12 protein-coding genes are annotated in these 14511 nt (G+C 61.6%); 2 read left to right on the plus strand and 10 right to left on the minus strand.

What is annotated here, in order from left to right; translation table 11 throughout:
• Positions 1 to 5 precede the first annotated feature (5 nt).
• Positions 6 to 2114 (minus strand): hydantoinase/oxoprolinase family protein, encoded by a 2109-nt coding sequence (locus BLW05_RS13545; RefSeq protein WP_093163278.1) that lies wholly within the window; start codon positions 2112 to 2114, stop codon positions 6 to 8.
• A 267-nt stretch (positions 2115 to 2381) separates the two neighbouring features.
• Between BLW05_RS13545 and BLW05_RS13550 the strand changes: the two genes are divergently transcribed.
• Together BLW05_RS13550 and BLW05_RS13555 are read left to right on the plus strand one after the other, a co-directional pair.
• On the plus strand, positions 2382 to 4151 hold the full coding sequence (locus BLW05_RS13550; RefSeq protein ID WP_256330284.1) for an SIR2 family protein: 1770 nt from the start codon (positions 2382 to 2384) through the stop codon (positions 4149 to 4151).
• The gene (locus BLW05_RS13555; RefSeq protein WP_093163280.1) at positions 4148 to 5563 is read left to right on the plus strand and encodes an argonaute/piwi family protein; all 1416 of its coding nucleotides are present in this window, start codon (positions 4148 to 4150) and stop codon (positions 5561 to 5563) included. The genes BLW05_RS13550 and BLW05_RS13555 overlap by 4 nt, the downstream gene beginning before the upstream one ends.
• A 15-nt stretch (positions 5564 to 5578) precedes the next feature.
• Here the strand turns inward: BLW05_RS13555 and BLW05_RS13560 are convergent, their stop codons facing one another.
• From BLW05_RS13560 to BLW05_RS13595, 9 genes are all read right to left on the minus strand, one after another.
• Entirely contained in the window at positions 5579 to 6337 is a 759-nt protein-coding gene (locus BLW05_RS13560; RefSeq protein ID WP_256330331.1) for a reverse transcriptase domain-containing protein, read from the minus strand.
• A complete protein-coding gene (locus BLW05_RS35935; protein WP_177142652.1) occupies positions 6256 to 6456 on the minus strand; it encodes a hypothetical protein in 201 nt (66 codons plus the stop codon). Before BLW05_RS35935 ends, BLW05_RS13560 begins: the two co-directional genes overlap by 82 nt.
• 309 nt (positions 6457 to 6765) lie before the next feature.
• Entirely contained in the window at positions 6766 to 7500 is a 735-nt protein-coding gene (locus BLW05_RS13565; protein WP_093163283.1) for an ABC transporter ATP-binding protein, read from the minus strand.
• Positions 7497 to 9275 (minus strand): branched-chain amino acid ABC transporter ATP-binding protein/permease, encoded by a 1779-nt coding sequence (locus BLW05_RS13570; RefSeq protein WP_093163285.1) that lies wholly within the window; start codon positions 9273 to 9275, stop codon positions 7497 to 7499. The genes BLW05_RS13565 and BLW05_RS13570 overlap by 4 nt, the downstream gene beginning before the upstream one ends.
• Positions 9272 to 10312 carry a branched-chain amino acid ABC transporter permease gene (locus tag BLW05_RS13575; RefSeq protein ID WP_093163286.1) on the minus strand — a complete coding sequence of 347 codons (1041 nt, stop codon included), beginning with the start codon at positions 10310 to 10312 and terminating at the stop codon, positions 9272 to 9274. The genes BLW05_RS13570 and BLW05_RS13575 overlap by 4 nt, the downstream gene beginning before the upstream one ends.
• A 73-nt stretch (positions 10313 to 10385) precedes the next feature.
• The gene (locus BLW05_RS13580) at positions 10386 to 10952 is read right to left on the minus strand and encodes a cupin domain-containing protein (protein WP_093163288.1); all 567 of its coding nucleotides are present in this window, start codon (positions 10950 to 10952) and stop codon (positions 10386 to 10388) included.
• Positions 10953 to 11008: 56 nt separating this feature from the next.
• Entirely contained in the window at positions 11009 to 12121 is a 1113-nt protein-coding gene (locus tag BLW05_RS13585) for an alcohol dehydrogenase catalytic domain-containing protein (protein ID WP_177142653.1), read from the minus strand.
• A gap of 44 nt (positions 12122 to 12165) precedes the next feature.
• The gene (locus BLW05_RS13590; RefSeq protein ID WP_093163290.1) at positions 12166 to 13311 is read right to left on the minus strand and encodes an ABC transporter substrate-binding protein; all 1146 of its coding nucleotides are present in this window, start codon (positions 13309 to 13311) and stop codon (positions 12166 to 12168) included.
• A gap of 50 nt (positions 13312 to 13361) precedes the next feature.
• Positions 13362 to 14510, minus strand: coding sequence for an acyl-CoA dehydrogenase family protein (locus BLW05_RS13595; RefSeq protein ID WP_093163291.1), 1149 nt, complete (start codon positions 14508 to 14510; stop codon positions 13362 to 13364).
• Between the last annotated feature and the right edge of the window lies 1 nt (position 14511).

Consider the following 14511-nt stretch of genomic DNA (forward strand, 5'->3'; position numbering starts at 1 on the left):
GGACCTCACACCGGTGCGGCGTTGAAACGGACTTCCAGATGACCGCGAGGGTCTGCTTCTGCCACCGCACCAGGAGGCACAACCACGCTCTGACCCGGGTACTCGACGATGCACGGACCATTGATGACCTGACCGGGCTTCGGCCAGGTCGTGCGGTAGATGGTGGTGAGCACCGGTTGCTCCGGGTCGTCGAACACGACTTCCCGCTTGCCGACTTCCTCCATGGGCTCGCCCTCTCCGACCATGTCGGGCACTGGCAGCAAACCGCGGCCTATGACGCGAATCGAGAGGAGTTCGAAGCCGGCATCACGAGAGCCGGCGCCGCGACCGAACAAGGCCTCGTAGGACTGCTCGAAGCTCTCGATGGCGCCGCGATAGTCCTTGAGCGCAAAGCCGCCGTTGGGGTCGAGGTCCCGCAGGGGCACGTCCAGGTGGTGCGCCTGGCCGCGGTATCGAATGGCAATGCTCACCCCGCACTCAAGGTCGCTCGCGTCCGCCTGCGCCAGAGCTGCCCGGGCGTCAGCGACCGCCCCATAGAGGGTGTTGCCTAGCGCGTCCAATGAAGCCGGGGTCGGCTCTGTGCGACCGGTCAAACGCAGGTAGAACGGTTTGGTCACAGTGAAGCCCAGCGCGCTGTTGGCAGTTCCGAAGGCGGATTGGGCCGTCGCAGCCGCGGGCACCACGAACTTGTCGAGCCCCAGTTCTCGAGCCAGTACCCAGGCATGGGATGGGCCGGCGCCGCCGTTCGCGTAAAGGACGAAGTCGCGAGGGTCGTGACCGCGCTCGATGGTGACCCTGCGCAGAAGGTCTGCCATCTTGTTGTCGAGCACCTCACGGATGCCCCAGGCTGCCGCACGCACGGAAAGACCGAGGGGTTCGGCGACATGCTCGCGAATCGCCGTCTCCGCGAGGTCCTTGTTGAGGCGCATGCGGCCACCAATGAAGTAGTCCGGGTCCAGGACGCCGAGCGCCAGGTCCGCGTCGGTCGAGGTCGGACGCTTGCCCCCACGGCCGTAGCAGGCAGGACCGGGATTGGCCCCGGCGCTCTGCGGGCCGACAGCCATGTCACCAAACTCGGCGGAAGCGATGCTTCCGCCCCCTGCGCCGATGGATGCAACGTCAATGGACGGCACGCTGATGTCAGCTCCCGCAAGGTCAATCGACTGGCGCATCATCGGACTGCCTTGAACGATGGCACCGACGTCGAAGCTGGTGCCGCCAATGTCAACGCTCAGGATGTTGCTTTCTCCGCGCTGCTTGCCGACAGCGATGGAGCCCATCACCCCAGCCGCAGGTCCGGAGAAGATGGCCACTGCGGGCCGGTCATCGAGGACGCGCGTCGGGAGCACACCACCCGCGCTGGTCATCATGAGCACTGGCACACGCATACCTGCTTCACGGAGCGTCGACTCCAACTTGCTCAGATACCGGCCGGCAATCGGCCCGAGCATTGCGTTGGCAACGGTGGTAGCCATTCGGGCGTACTCGCCGACCACCGGGGAAATCTGGTGCGACAGCGTGACGAACGCGGACGGGAAGAGTTCGCGCACCAGCTTCTCCAGCCGCTGCTCGTGAACGGGGTTCGTGGTGGCCCAAAGGGTGCAGATAGCGACAGCTTCGACTCCGCGGGATGCCCAAGGCTGAAGCGTCTCGCGAGCAGCGGCTTCGTCGAGTGCCAGGAGGACCTGCCCGTTGGCATCGATTCGTTCCACGATTTCGACGACGCGGTCACGCGACACGAGCGGTCCATGGCGGTCGTGAAGCATCCAGTCGCCGACCTCGAGCTCCGACAGGCCAGCGGTCTGTCGGCGCATGCGCCCAATTTCCAGCGTGTCGCCAAAGCCGGCGGTGGTGAGCACCAGCGTCTTGGCTCCGTTGCCGGTGAGGAGCGCGTTCAGCCCGACGGTGGTGCCATGACCGAAGCGTTCGATGCTCGAGCAGAAAGCGCTGAAGTCCTTGCCGAAGTGCTCCGCGGCCAGATGAACGGCGTTGATGACGCCCGTCATGACGTCGCCGGTTGTCGGCGACTTGAACACACGCGCCCGGCCGCCACGTTCGGCAACCCAAAGGTCGGTGAAGGTGCCGCCTACATCAGTCCCGATGAAATATCCCATGCCTTGTCCCTAGTTGAGATGCAGCCCTCACAAGGAGGGTTGAAGCCGTCAGTGGACAGTGCGCTGCGCAACGCCTCATCGATGACGGTGGCGCAGTGTATGTACTACAACTATAACCGGTCAATGTTGTACTGTTAGGGACTTTCCCTGAGTGAGATTCCTCGGTCCAGGCGCCCGACTGAAGGCGCGCTGGTCGCCCCTCTCGTTGCGAGCGGCAGTTTTGTAAACTGATGTGTACAACCGACGCCAATGCGGACCCGGAGGGATATGCAAGAAGTAGGAGACCAGTTTGCGGCGGGCGCAACGCTGCCGTTCGAGATTCAGCTCGACGACTTTTCGAGACGCTTCTCAATGCGACACGGGAATCTCATGTGGTTCTTGGGTGCAGGAGCTTCCGCGGCAGCTGGCATTCCCACTGCTGGCGACATGATTTGGGAGTTCAAGCAGAAGCTGTTTGTGAGCCAGCGTCGCGCCTCACCGGAGATGGTCGCGGACCTTTCGGCGCCAGGGGTGCGCCAGCATCTGCAGGCCCACATAGACTCTTCAAACAGCCTGCCTGCCGAAGGGGCACCAGACGAGTACTCTGCCCTGTTCGAGGCCGTTTTTCCGGCCGAGGCAGACCGACGGACCTATCTCGATGCGAAGCTGTCGGGGGCCAAACCTTCGTATGGCCACATGGCATTGGCTTCGCTAATGAAGTCTGGGCATACGCGCGTCGTGTGGACAACGAACTTCGACCCTCTTATCGCCGACGCGTGCGCGAAAGTCTTCGACGGAACCGGAGCTCTCACTTCGCTCGCGTTTGGCATTGGACCGGCCATCGCACGGCAGGCAATGGTCGACGGCCGATGGCCGATTGAGGTCAAGCTTCACGGCGACTTCAGATGGCGTCGACTGAAGAACACACCGGACGAATTGCGCCATCAAGACAAGGAGCTTCGAGCTGTGTTGGTAGACAGCTGCAGAACTTCGGGGCTAGTCGTTTGCGGCTACAGCGGTAGAGATGATTCGGTGATGGACACCCTGGAAGAGGCAGTTGCACTACCCGGAGCGTTTCCCGCAGGTCTTTTCTGGCTTCACCGCGGCGACGGCGAACCCTATCAGCGCGTATCGGCGCTCCTCGCGCGGGCGGATGCCAATGGTATCGAAACCGGCCTTGTTCGAGTCCAGAGCTTTGACGAAGGACTCCGGGACCTCGCCAGAATGGTTGCAGACTTGGACATGAAGTCACTCGATAGCTTCGGCAAGCAGCGCGAGCCTAGGTCGCCTGCACCGGCCATCGTCGGCAAGTCTCACTGGCCAGTCCTGCGCATTAACGCTTTAAGGGTCACTCAAACTCCGACTGTGTGCCGACGGGTGGTATGCGCAGTGGGAGGATTTGCTGAAGCGCGAGATGCAGTGGAACTCGCGGGCGTTGACGTGCTGACGACTCGAACAAGGTCAGGCGTACTTGCGTTCGGCAACGACGCGGACATCCGCAAGGCATTCGAACCGTTCAACATCACGGAATTCGACCTCGCAACCATTGAGCTGCGACGACTCCGCTACGACTCGTCGGAAAGAGGACTACTTCGAGAGGCCGTCGGAAGAGCCCTATGTCGCGATAGAGGCCTCAACCGAATTCGCAAGCGCACGGCTGACCTCCTCTACCCAATCGCAGTCGACATCCCACGTCTCCAGCCCTTGAAGAGCTTGGTTCCGGGATTGGGCGGGTCGGTGCCAGGTTTTCCAGACTTGGAATGGAGAGAAGGTTGCGCTGTTCGATTCGAATGGGCTGCAGATGCACTTTGGCTGCTGCTTGAGCCAAGCCCTGTTTTTCTGAACATCACCCTGGAGAACAAAGCGGCGGCGGCTGACTTTGGCCGCAGGCGAACTTTCAATCGCTACAACCAAAAACTTGACGCCTTGATTGGTTTTTGGTCTGACTACATTTTCGGCGACGGAGAGGAAATCTACGCGCTTGGAGCAACCACCGGAGTCGATGCCTCGTTTCGATTCGGCCAGCGAAATGCCTACAGCCGGAGAGCTGCCGCATGAGCCAAAGTCAGCTGTTCAACCACGTGTTCCTCAGTGAGCCCAAGCTGTCGTTTCACCCGTCCCGCCGCAGCGATGTTCACATTCACCCTCTCAAGGGTTTGCTCCAGTTTGGTCCGTACTCGAAAGGTCTGCTTGTACCCGACCCCATCAGGATAGCCACACTAGCGCCCGCGGGAGAGTCCCAGTACCTGTACAGCTTCTTGAAAGAGCTCAACTCGGCATATGAGCCGACTGAGCGCAAGGAGTATCTGCCTGCATGGCCTGGCTTCCAACGTGTTTTCAACGTGCGAATGACAGCCGCGGGACAAGGTTGCCATCTGGAGCTCGAGTCCCAACTAGAGCAAGAAGTGGATGTCAGCGGAGCCCCCCACATCGCCCTCGCAATGGCAATCACGAGAGCGCTTCAACAGTTGGACAGCAAGCGCAATCTGTTTGATGTGCTCTTTATCTACCTGCCTGACAGATGGCAGCGCGGCTTTACCGGTGGCACCGATGAAGACTTCGACTTACATGACCACATCAAGGCCCTTACTGCTGGGGCCAGCATGCCCGTTCAAATCGTCCGTCAAGGAAGCGGCCTCTCGTATTCAGACCGCGCAAGCGTGATGTGGCGCATCGGCCTGGCGCTCTACGCGAAGGCCGGAGGCGTGCCATGGAAGCTTGCCCACACGGAACCCGAGACCGCATACATCGGTCTTTCGTACTCTCTTCGCCCGATGGTGTCTGGCAAACCGCGATTTGTTACCTGCTGCAGCCAAGTCTTCGACGCTGATGGTGCTGGCGTCGAGTTCATCGCCTATGACACCAACGAGTTCGAGGTCCAGCGAGAGAACCCATTTCTCTCGCGAACCGAGATGTTCAGGGTAATGACTCGGGCGATGGACCTGTACCGCCGGCGCCATGCGGGCCGCGTCCCGAGGCGAGTTATGGTCCACAAGACGACCGAGTTCAAACCAGACGAGGTGGACGGGTGCATGGAGGCCTTCCATCTCTGTGAATCGGTCGACCTCGTCCAAGTGGTAGAAGACGTCGGCTGGCGCGGCGCCTTTCACGAGAAATCAGGGAACGCCCAAGCCGCCGCTTACCCGGTCCCCCGTGGAACCCTCCTGGGTCTTGGCCACTACGACGCCCTGCTGTGGACCCATGGCGCCGTCAGCAATATTGGCAACCGTCCATATTTTCAAGGGGGCAGAGGAACCCCGAGGCCAATTCGCCTCGTTCGCCACGCAGGCCACGGAAACTGGGACGAGACCGCTTGGGCCATTCTTGCGCTAAGCAAGATGGACTGGAACAACGACGCGTTGTACAACCCTCTTCCAGTCACATTAGAGTACGCGAAAGTCCTCTCGCGTGTGGTGAAGCGGATGGAGCGGCTTGGGACAACCCCCTATCAGTTCCGCTTCTTCATGTAGATGCATGGCCGTGGCTCAAAGGTCGGCTGCTTGAGCGGCATTGATGCCACGGACGTAGTTGCTGATGCCCGCGGCTTGGTTGGCGCTCGTCGCCGTAAGAAGGGCCTCGCTGAACTCGGCTAGGCGCGCAGCCGAAACCGCGAGTTCGGTACCTGCCGACAATTCGATGTTGAAAACTTCGATAGATGACGCAGGCCCTTGTTGCTTTTCGTCACGAAGCTCAAAACGGGACCGCCTAGCAACAATCCTCAGGTCCTCAAGGATGCGCTCCAACCGTTCTTTGTCATGACCGGAAACGACTATGTCATCCACGTACACGGTGACGACAAGGTCCTCCTCTTTGCTTAGTCTATCGAGCAGCAAGCCGAGCCTGCTGGTCTGCAACACAAGCGAGGCAAGCAATGGCGACTGAACAAAGCCATACGGAATCATTGTTCGGCCCGGATTCGCAGGGTCACGGACGGTGCTTTCCGTCGCGAAGCGAAGCGCCTCTTGATGTGAGAAGTACGCCTTGAGCACCCGACTCAAACGTGAGCGGCTCACCGACCCGAAGAAGTCTGAGATGTCAACCTTGAAGAAGAATGAGCTAGCTTGGTGCTCTCGCAGGGCGGCCACGTGACCACCAGCTCGAAGGTGAAAGTAGTATTCAGGCGCCTGCCATAGACCGGCGATTAGAGCCCTAATGTTCTCGCCTATAGCCCGGGCCTCGTCCGAAGGAACAAAGACCCATCGCCCCGGCTTCCGCTCGAAACGATGTTCCCACTTTGCAGCCATGACAGGGGTAGATAGTTGACGAACGCGTTCACGATTGCCGTCAGGAACTGCAGCAGGGCCGTTCCAAACATCAGGCATTCGCAAACCAGGCGTTCGTTAAAACGAGACTTCTTCTTCATCTTAACGTTCTCCTTCTCAAAACCCCGGCCGGCCCAGCGCATGGAGCGCGCGAACATTCAGCTAACCAATATGGCGCCAGCGAGAAACATGGATTACTCCAAGTTGTCGTAGGACGCCCATAGGAGGCCACTCAGTGGCAAGAAGGAGAGGAGCAGACAGCGATGAGGCCGCCTACCGCCAGGGCGCGGTGATACTAGCATGCTCTTCCGCGTCCCGACCAGGCCGCCGCCCGAGGGTTGCGTGAAGTACTGCTCGTGCAATCGCAGGAAGCGAGGCTACGGCGTCGCGCACACCATTCCGAGTCGGCATCAATGCGGACGCTTTGCCCCGCCCAGATAAGTCTCCGCGACTCGCGGGTCGTCAGCAAGATTCCGGCTGGGCCCTTCGAGCACGACGGCGCCGGTCTCCAGCACGTAGCCGTAGTCGCTGATTTGCAGGGCCGCACGTGCGTTCTGCTCAACCAGCAAGACCGCAACTCCGGACTCGCGCAGGTCCGAGATGATGTGGAAGATGTCCTTGACGATGAGCGGAGCCAACCCGAGGCTCGGCTCATCGAGAAGCAGGACCTGAGGCTTGCCCATTAGCGCGCGTCCAAGGACCAACATGGCCCGTTCGCCGCCCGACAACGTGCCGGCCAACTGCTGTCGCCGCTCCTTGAGACGAGGGAACCTTTGGAAAACTTCTTCCATGGTCTGCCGGTGGTCCCGTTCGCCCCGGTTGTGGCGCGCATACGCTCCCATCAACAGGTTGTCTTCCACGGTCATCGTCGAGAAGAGCTCGCGCTTCTCAGGCACCAGGCTCAGCCCCCCGGCGACCCGCCGCTCAACTTTCGTCCCATTGAGGCTCTTGCCTTGAAAGACCACGCTCCCCTTGGAGCCCAGCTGCCCAATGATGGCGGAGAGCATGGTGGTCTTACCCGCCCCGTTCGGGCCGATGACCGAGACAATCTGTCCGGCGCCGACCTTGAGATTCGCGCCGTGCAGCGCCTCGACCTTGCCATACGCAACGGACAGGTCCTTGACTTCGAGTGCCACCGAGCTCATTCCACGCTTCCCAGGTAGGCCTCGAGCACCGCCGGATTCTGTTGAATCTCATGAGGCAGGCCCTCGGCAATCTTCTGACCGAATTCCATCACCACGATTCGGTCCACCAAGCCCATCACGAAGTCCATGTCGTGCTCGACGAGCAGCACGCCCATGCCTTCTGCGCGAAGTTTCTTCAACAGTGCTGCGAGTGCCTCTTTCTCCTTCAGCCGCAGGCCCGCTGCAGGTTCGTCCAAGAGAAGCAACGAGGGGTCGGCACACAGGGCTCGGGCAATCTCAAGAATCCGCTGGTCACCCAACGACAGCCCGCCGGCAGCCACATGCTTGAGTTGGCCAAGGCCGACGCGGTCGAGTTGCCGCGATGCTTCGGCCAGCAAGCTCGCTTCTTCGGCCCGTTCGAGATGCAGGGCAGACCGTCCGATGCCGGCATTGCCCCGAAGGTGACCGCCGATGGCCACGTTCTCCAGAACCGAAAGGTTGGGCAGCAGCTTGACGTGCTGAAACGTCCGGCTCATGCCCAGCTTCGCGATGTGATGCGCGCGCAGCCCGTCAATCGGTTTTCCCAGGAAGGAAACCGAACCTGACGTCGACGGCAAAACTCCCGAGATGAGGTTAAACATGGTGCTTTTGCCGGCACCATTGGGGCCCAGAAGCGCGAGGATTTCACCTGCCTTGACCTCGAGGCTCACCCCACCGACGGCGACCAGGCCGCCGAAGCGCTTCGTTGCCTCCTTCACTTCCAGCAGGAGCGTCCCCGAAGCCGCCGCCGACCGCTTCGCCAACGGCGAAGCCTGGGCCTCCACCTGCCCGCGAGACCGTTTGGTCCCTTCCTTGGCCGAGAACCGGCCCGCGATGAACGGCCAGAGGCCGTCTGGCGCGCGCTGCAGCAAGACGATGGTGAGAATCGCCAGGAAGATGACCTCGAAGCTGCCGCTCTGGCCAAGAAGGCCGGGCAGCACATCAGTCAGCCATTCCCGAATCACCGTGATGATGCCGGCGCCAAGCAATGCGCCCCACACGTAACCGGCGCCGCCGATGACGGCCATGAACAGGTACTCGATGCCGTAGTTCAGCCCGAACGGTGTGGGGTTGACGAAGCGCTGCAGGTGCGCATAGAGCCAGCCGGAGACGGCGGCGAGCAGCGCTGAAATCACGAACACGATGATTTTGCTGCGCGGGATGTTCACGCCCATGGACTCTGCCATGACCTTGCCGCCCTTCAAGCAGCGGATGGCGCGGCCCTCTCGGGATGCCAGCAGGTTGCGCAGTAGCCAGATTGCGAGCAGCACGAACGCCCAGATGAGATACGAAAACTTGCGAGGGTTGTCGAAAGCGAAGCCGGCGAACTGGACGACCGGAACGTTGCTGATGCCGCTGTGCCCGCCGAGGAACTCCATGTTCCCAGCCAGAAAGTAGAGGCTCAGCCCCCACGCGATGGTGCTGAGCGGGAGATAGTGCCCGGCCAGGCGCAGGGTCAACGCACCCAAAAGCAGAGCGGTCAGACACGTCACGGCAATCCCCACCGCCAGAGCAGCCCAGGGAGACCATCCGGCGGCCGTCGAAAGGTAGGCCGTCGCATACGCGCCGATGCCCACGAATGCCGCCTGACCAAACGAGGTCATGCCACCAATCCCCGTGACCAAGGCCAAGCCGACGGCAACCAGGCCGTAGAGGCCTGTGTAGTTGAGCATCGTGATGAGCCCTTCCGGCAGGAAGAGCGGTCCCAGAACCACGAGGGCAACGAAAACTGCAACGCCGATGCGTCCGGGGCTCATTCTTCATCCTCCTCAACGTGGTGGGTACGCAGCGAGCGCCACAGCAGCACCGGCAGGATGAGCGTGAACACCGCGACTTCCTTGTACGAACTTGCCCAGAACGATGAAAAGCTCTCGAGCAACCCGACCAGCAGCGCTCCGAGCGCGGCGAGCGGGTAGCTGACCAGACCTCCGACGATGGCCGCCACGAATCCTTTGAGGCCAATCATGAAGCCCGTGTCGTAGAACATGGTGTTGATGGGGCCGATGAGGAGCCCCGACAGACCGCCGATTGCGGCCGCAAGCGTGAACGCCAATGAGCCAGCACCGGTCGGGCTGATTGCCATCAACTCGGCCCCAACCCGATTCACGGACGTCGCCTTCAGCGCCTTGCCGCGGAACGTATAGGTGAAGAACCAAGCGAGCAGCGCGATGGCAACGACGCTTGCACCGATGACCCATATGGACTGGCCAGTGATGGATAGTGGGCCGACCTGCCAACGCTCGTCACTGAATGTGGGCGTTCTTGAGCCCTCGGCGCCGAACACGAGCAGACCGAACGAGGTCAGCGCCAAGTGCAACGCCACTGAGATGATGAGCAAGACCAGCACCGAGCCGTGCGCGACCGGCTGATAGACGATTCGGTAGACCAAGGGCCCGAGGGGGACGACCAGCAGCAGCGCAATCAAGGCCTGGACCAACATCGGCAGCTGGGGCGGCAGGGCCCACAGCATGACTGCGGCCAGTGCGGCGGGGGCGGCGCCGTAGACAAGAAGCCCGCGAATGGCACGGGCCTTGTCGCCCGCACGGAAGCTGCCCCAGAGCTCCATGATGCAGGCGACCGCGGAAGCCATCAGCAGCAACCAAAGCGTGCCCGGCGTCTTCCCTGCTTGAAGAGCCGCCATCGTCAGGGCGGAGTACGCGACAAACTCGCCCTGCGGGACAAAAATGACGCGCGTGACAGAGAAGACAAGAACGATGGCGACGCCCAGTAAGGCGTAGACGGCGCCCGAGATAAGACCGTCTTGCACCAGGAAGGCTGCAATGCTGAAGTCCATGATGATTTGTTCTTTGAAAGGCGGCGGCAGGTCGCGTGTCGTTCAACAACATGGCGCTGTCGCCGCGAACCCACTAGGGCCAGCGCCTGGTTGAGTCTGCAGTGCCTCGCGACGCACCGACTAGGACGAACAGCATCGTTGCCGGCTTGTCGCTCTTGTTGCGCCACGCGTGACGCGTGCCGTTCTGGATGACAACGTCCCGCGGGGCAAGCTTCTTGGTAGCACCGTCATCCAGTTCGAGATGGATTTCGCCGTCGAGCAGAACGCCGTAGTCCACGGTGTCGCAGGTGTGCATGCCCGGATGCTCCATCTCGAACTTTTCTGCAAGTCCCGGAAGCACCTTCATGTACTCCGCGCCGGCCGCAGCCGGGTCGAACGAAGGACTGCCCATCACCGAGTCCGGAGGGAAGGTGATGAACATAAGGTTGGTTCCCCCCGCATTCGGAACCCACGACTTGGCAAGCGGGGCAGGATTCTTTTCAGATGCGGGGACAGTGGCACCGGGAAGCGTCTCCCAGACCATGGTCGTTTCGAAGCCGGGAACAGATTGGAACGCGGTACTGCGCTCAGCCGGCGCGTCAGACACGAAGACCGACTTGCCCTCGGGCGTGTGGCCGGTCACGATGGTTCGCACTTGCATGGTTGTCTCCTTTTGCTTTCGTGAACCTGAGAGCGGCCGGCGAGCGGCCGCCGACCTCAATGCATGATTACGACGTTGGTGAAGCCGCCAGTGCGCTGCTCGACGGCGTCCAGGGCTTCGTTGACCTGGTCGAGCTTGAATCGCTCGTGCTCGAACACGCCAAGGTTCAGCGTGCCGGATGCAGCCATGTCCGCCATGTCCTGGCCCTCGGCAGTCGTGAACCAGAGCGAGCCGATGTACGACTTCTGCAGGCACATCAGCGGGAAGGGCTCGAGCGGGATAGGGTCCGCGACGCCGCCGATGTTGATGGCCTTGCCCCCCCTGCGCAGCGCGTTGAACGAATCGATAACGTTGCTGACCGGCGCGTTCGGGCCAAGCGTTTCGATGAGCACATCGACGCCATAACCTTCCGTAGCTGCCATCACGACTTCGGCCGTGGGTTTCTCGCCGAGCGAGATGGGCACGATGCGCGACGGGTCCAGCGCACGAAGCTTCTCGAGCAGGACCTTGTTGCGGCCGGTACCGAAAATCTTCGCGGCGCCCATCGCCAAGGCAAGGATGACGGCGCCCAGCCCGAGCGTGCCGGTTGCACCGTCGATGAGGACCGTCTGCCCCGGGCAGAACTGTGCCTTCTTCAGAGCGGAGTACGACGTACCCAGGTAGCCGAAGCGTGCGCCTTGTTCGAAGCTGATGCTGTCGGGCAGCTTCACGAGGTTCGCAACCGGTGCCGTCAGGAACTGACCGAAGCCACCGTACGGATAGTCTTCGAACAGCTTCTGCGAACCTTCACCGAAGCCGAAGTAGCCCTGGAACGTGTACGCGGTGCAGTTCACGTGGTCGCCACGACGGCAAGCAATGCACCCACCGCACGACAGCCCAGGGTTGATGTAGACGCGGTCGCCTTCCTTGATACCGGAGCGGACTTGGCTGCCAACTTGCGACACGACACCGGCGGCGTCGAGCCCGTAGATGGCGGGAAGAGCAGGAAGCGGAAGGAACGGGAACCACTTCGGATAGCTCGTGACGACGTTGCGCAGGTTCGGAACAACGCCCGCGGCCTTCACTTCCACGAGGACGTCGGTGGGACGCACCTCCGGCACGGGGATAGTGTCGACCTGGAATGGTTCACCAATCTTGTGCAGGCGTGCTGCACGCATCATCTTTCCCATGGCTGTCTCCTTAGAAAGTACTGAGGTGGGGAGCAACTGCCGAATCAATCGGCCTTGCTTTTGACGAGCTTCCAATCGCCGTTCTCGACGCGCACCAGCACGCGTGCGCGGCTGTCGACGCCTGCATGGTCGGTGGCCGACATGTTGTAGACGCCGTGCGTGCCGACGACTTCCTTGGTCTGCTCCAGCGCGTCACGCAACGCTTGGCGGAACTCGGGAGTGCCAGGCTTAGCCTTCTTCATCGCCTCCTGCACAGCCTTGTCCGCGAGCAGGTAGGCGTCATACGAATAGGCGGAGAACGCATTGCGCGTGCCCGCACCGAAGGCGCCTTCGTAGAGCTTGGTGAACTCGAGCGAGGTCTTCTTGACGGGATTGCTGTCAGGCAGCTGCTCCGCAACCATCACAGGACCGGTGGGCGCCATTGCACCTTCCAAGGCCTTGCCGCCGACACGCAGGAAGTCCTTGTTGATGATGCCGTGGTTGTGATAGACCGGTCCCTTGTAGCCGCGCTCGACCAACGTCATCTGCGGCAATGCGCCGGGCGTACCGGAACCGCCGACGACGACAGCATCCGGATTGCTCGCGACCACCTTCAGGACCTGCCCTGCCACGCTGGTGTCGAGGCGCGCGTAGCGCTCGTCCGCGACGATGGTGATGCCCGCGGCTTCGGCGTTTGCCTTGAGACCGCTCAGCACCAGGTCGCCCCATGAATCGTTGAAGCCGATATAGGCCACCCGCTTCACCTTGCGCGCCTTCATGTCTTCAGCGACGGCGCCCATCATCAGTGACGCAGGCTGAGGAATCGAGTAGACCCACGGATTCTTGGCGGCCGCGGCGCCCACGGGAGAGAGCGCAATCTGCGGCGTCTTCAGTTCAGCGGCGACGTCGGTGATAGCAGTGGCGGCAGGCACGCTGCTGGAACCGATGAGCAGGTCGACCTTGTCTTCAACCACCAGCTTGCGGGCAAGCTTCACCGCATTCGTCGGGTCGGTCGCGTCGTCCAGGATGATGTATTGGACCGGCTGGCCGCCGAGCGTCTTCGGCAGGACGGTGAAGGTGTTCTTGTAGGGGATGCCCAGGGAAGCGCCGGGGCCTGTCGCACCGGTGATGACGCCGACCTTGACCTGCGCGACGGCGGGAAGTGCGCACGTGGCCAGAATCGCGGTGGCCAACAACAGTCGTTTGAACATTTCGAAGTCTCCTTTGGTTGTAAAACAGGCTGCGCAGGACGCGCGAGGTGTCAGAAGCCAAGCTGGCGTGCGACGAGCAGACGCATGACGTCGCTCGTTCCACCACCAACCATGGGAAAGTAGGAATCGCGGAGGAAGCGCTGGACCGGGTACTCGTTCATGAGCCCGTAGCCGCCGAATATGGAGAGCGCCTTCTGGCAAACCTCGTTGCAGCCGTCGCCCGCGACAATCTTTGCGATTGCAGCCTCGGTCGTGATGGGCTTGTCCGCATCGGCCAACGCCGCCGCGTGATACGTGTACAGCCGAGCCTGTTCGAGCTTGGCGTACATGTCCACGAGCTTGAACTGCACCGCTTGGAACTTTCCGATGGGCTGCCCGAACTGCGAACGCTCCTTCGCGTATTGCAGCGCCGCGTCGTATGCCGCGCGACCGGTTCCGAGAGCCAACGCCGCGGTAAAGATGCGGTCGATGGTCAGCGACTTGTATGCGTTCTTGAAACTACCGCCCTCCTCTCCGGCGGCGAGGCGGTGGTCATCCGGTACGAACACATCCTGCAGCACGAGCTCGGCGGTGTCGGAGCAGTGAATCGAGAACTTGTCGAGCTTGCGACCAACGGAGAAGCCCTTCGTCTTGGTGTCGACGACGAAGAGGTCCAAAGCCTTCGCGCCTGACCCAGGTTGCTGGCTGGCAACCACCGTGATGAAGTCCGCCACCGTCCCGTTCGTCGTGAAAATCTTGGTGCCGTTCAGCAGCCAGCCACCGTCGACCTTGGTCGCCTTTGTGCGCAGTGACGCAGCATCCGAACCCGCGTTCGGTTCGGTGATGGCAAACGCGCCAATCTTCTCGCCACGCAGCGCTGGCGCCAGGTAGAGCTCATGGAGTTTGGGGCTGCCCCAATGGAAGAGCGTGTGGGTCGCAGTCGATGCCTGCATGCAAACGCCGGCGGCGAAGCCCATCGAACCTCGTGCAAGTTCTTCGCACAGAACGGTGACGGCGGTGTACGGGCTTTTCATGCCGCTGCCGCCGACGCTCTCCGGATACATTGCGCCGAAGTAGCCGAGCTCTCCAAGCTCGCGGAAGAGTTCGAACGGAAATTCTCCAGCGTGGTCCAGGGCTTCAGCTTGGGGAATCAGGCGCTCGTCCACCCAGCGTGCGACGTAGCTTCGAAACTCTTGGACATCGGAATCAAGGTCGGTCATC

The sequence above is a fragment of the Variovorax sp. YR216 genome (assembly GCF_900107745.1).
Classification (GTDB): domain Bacteria; phylum Pseudomonadota; class Gammaproteobacteria; order Burkholderiales; family Burkholderiaceae_C; genus Variovorax.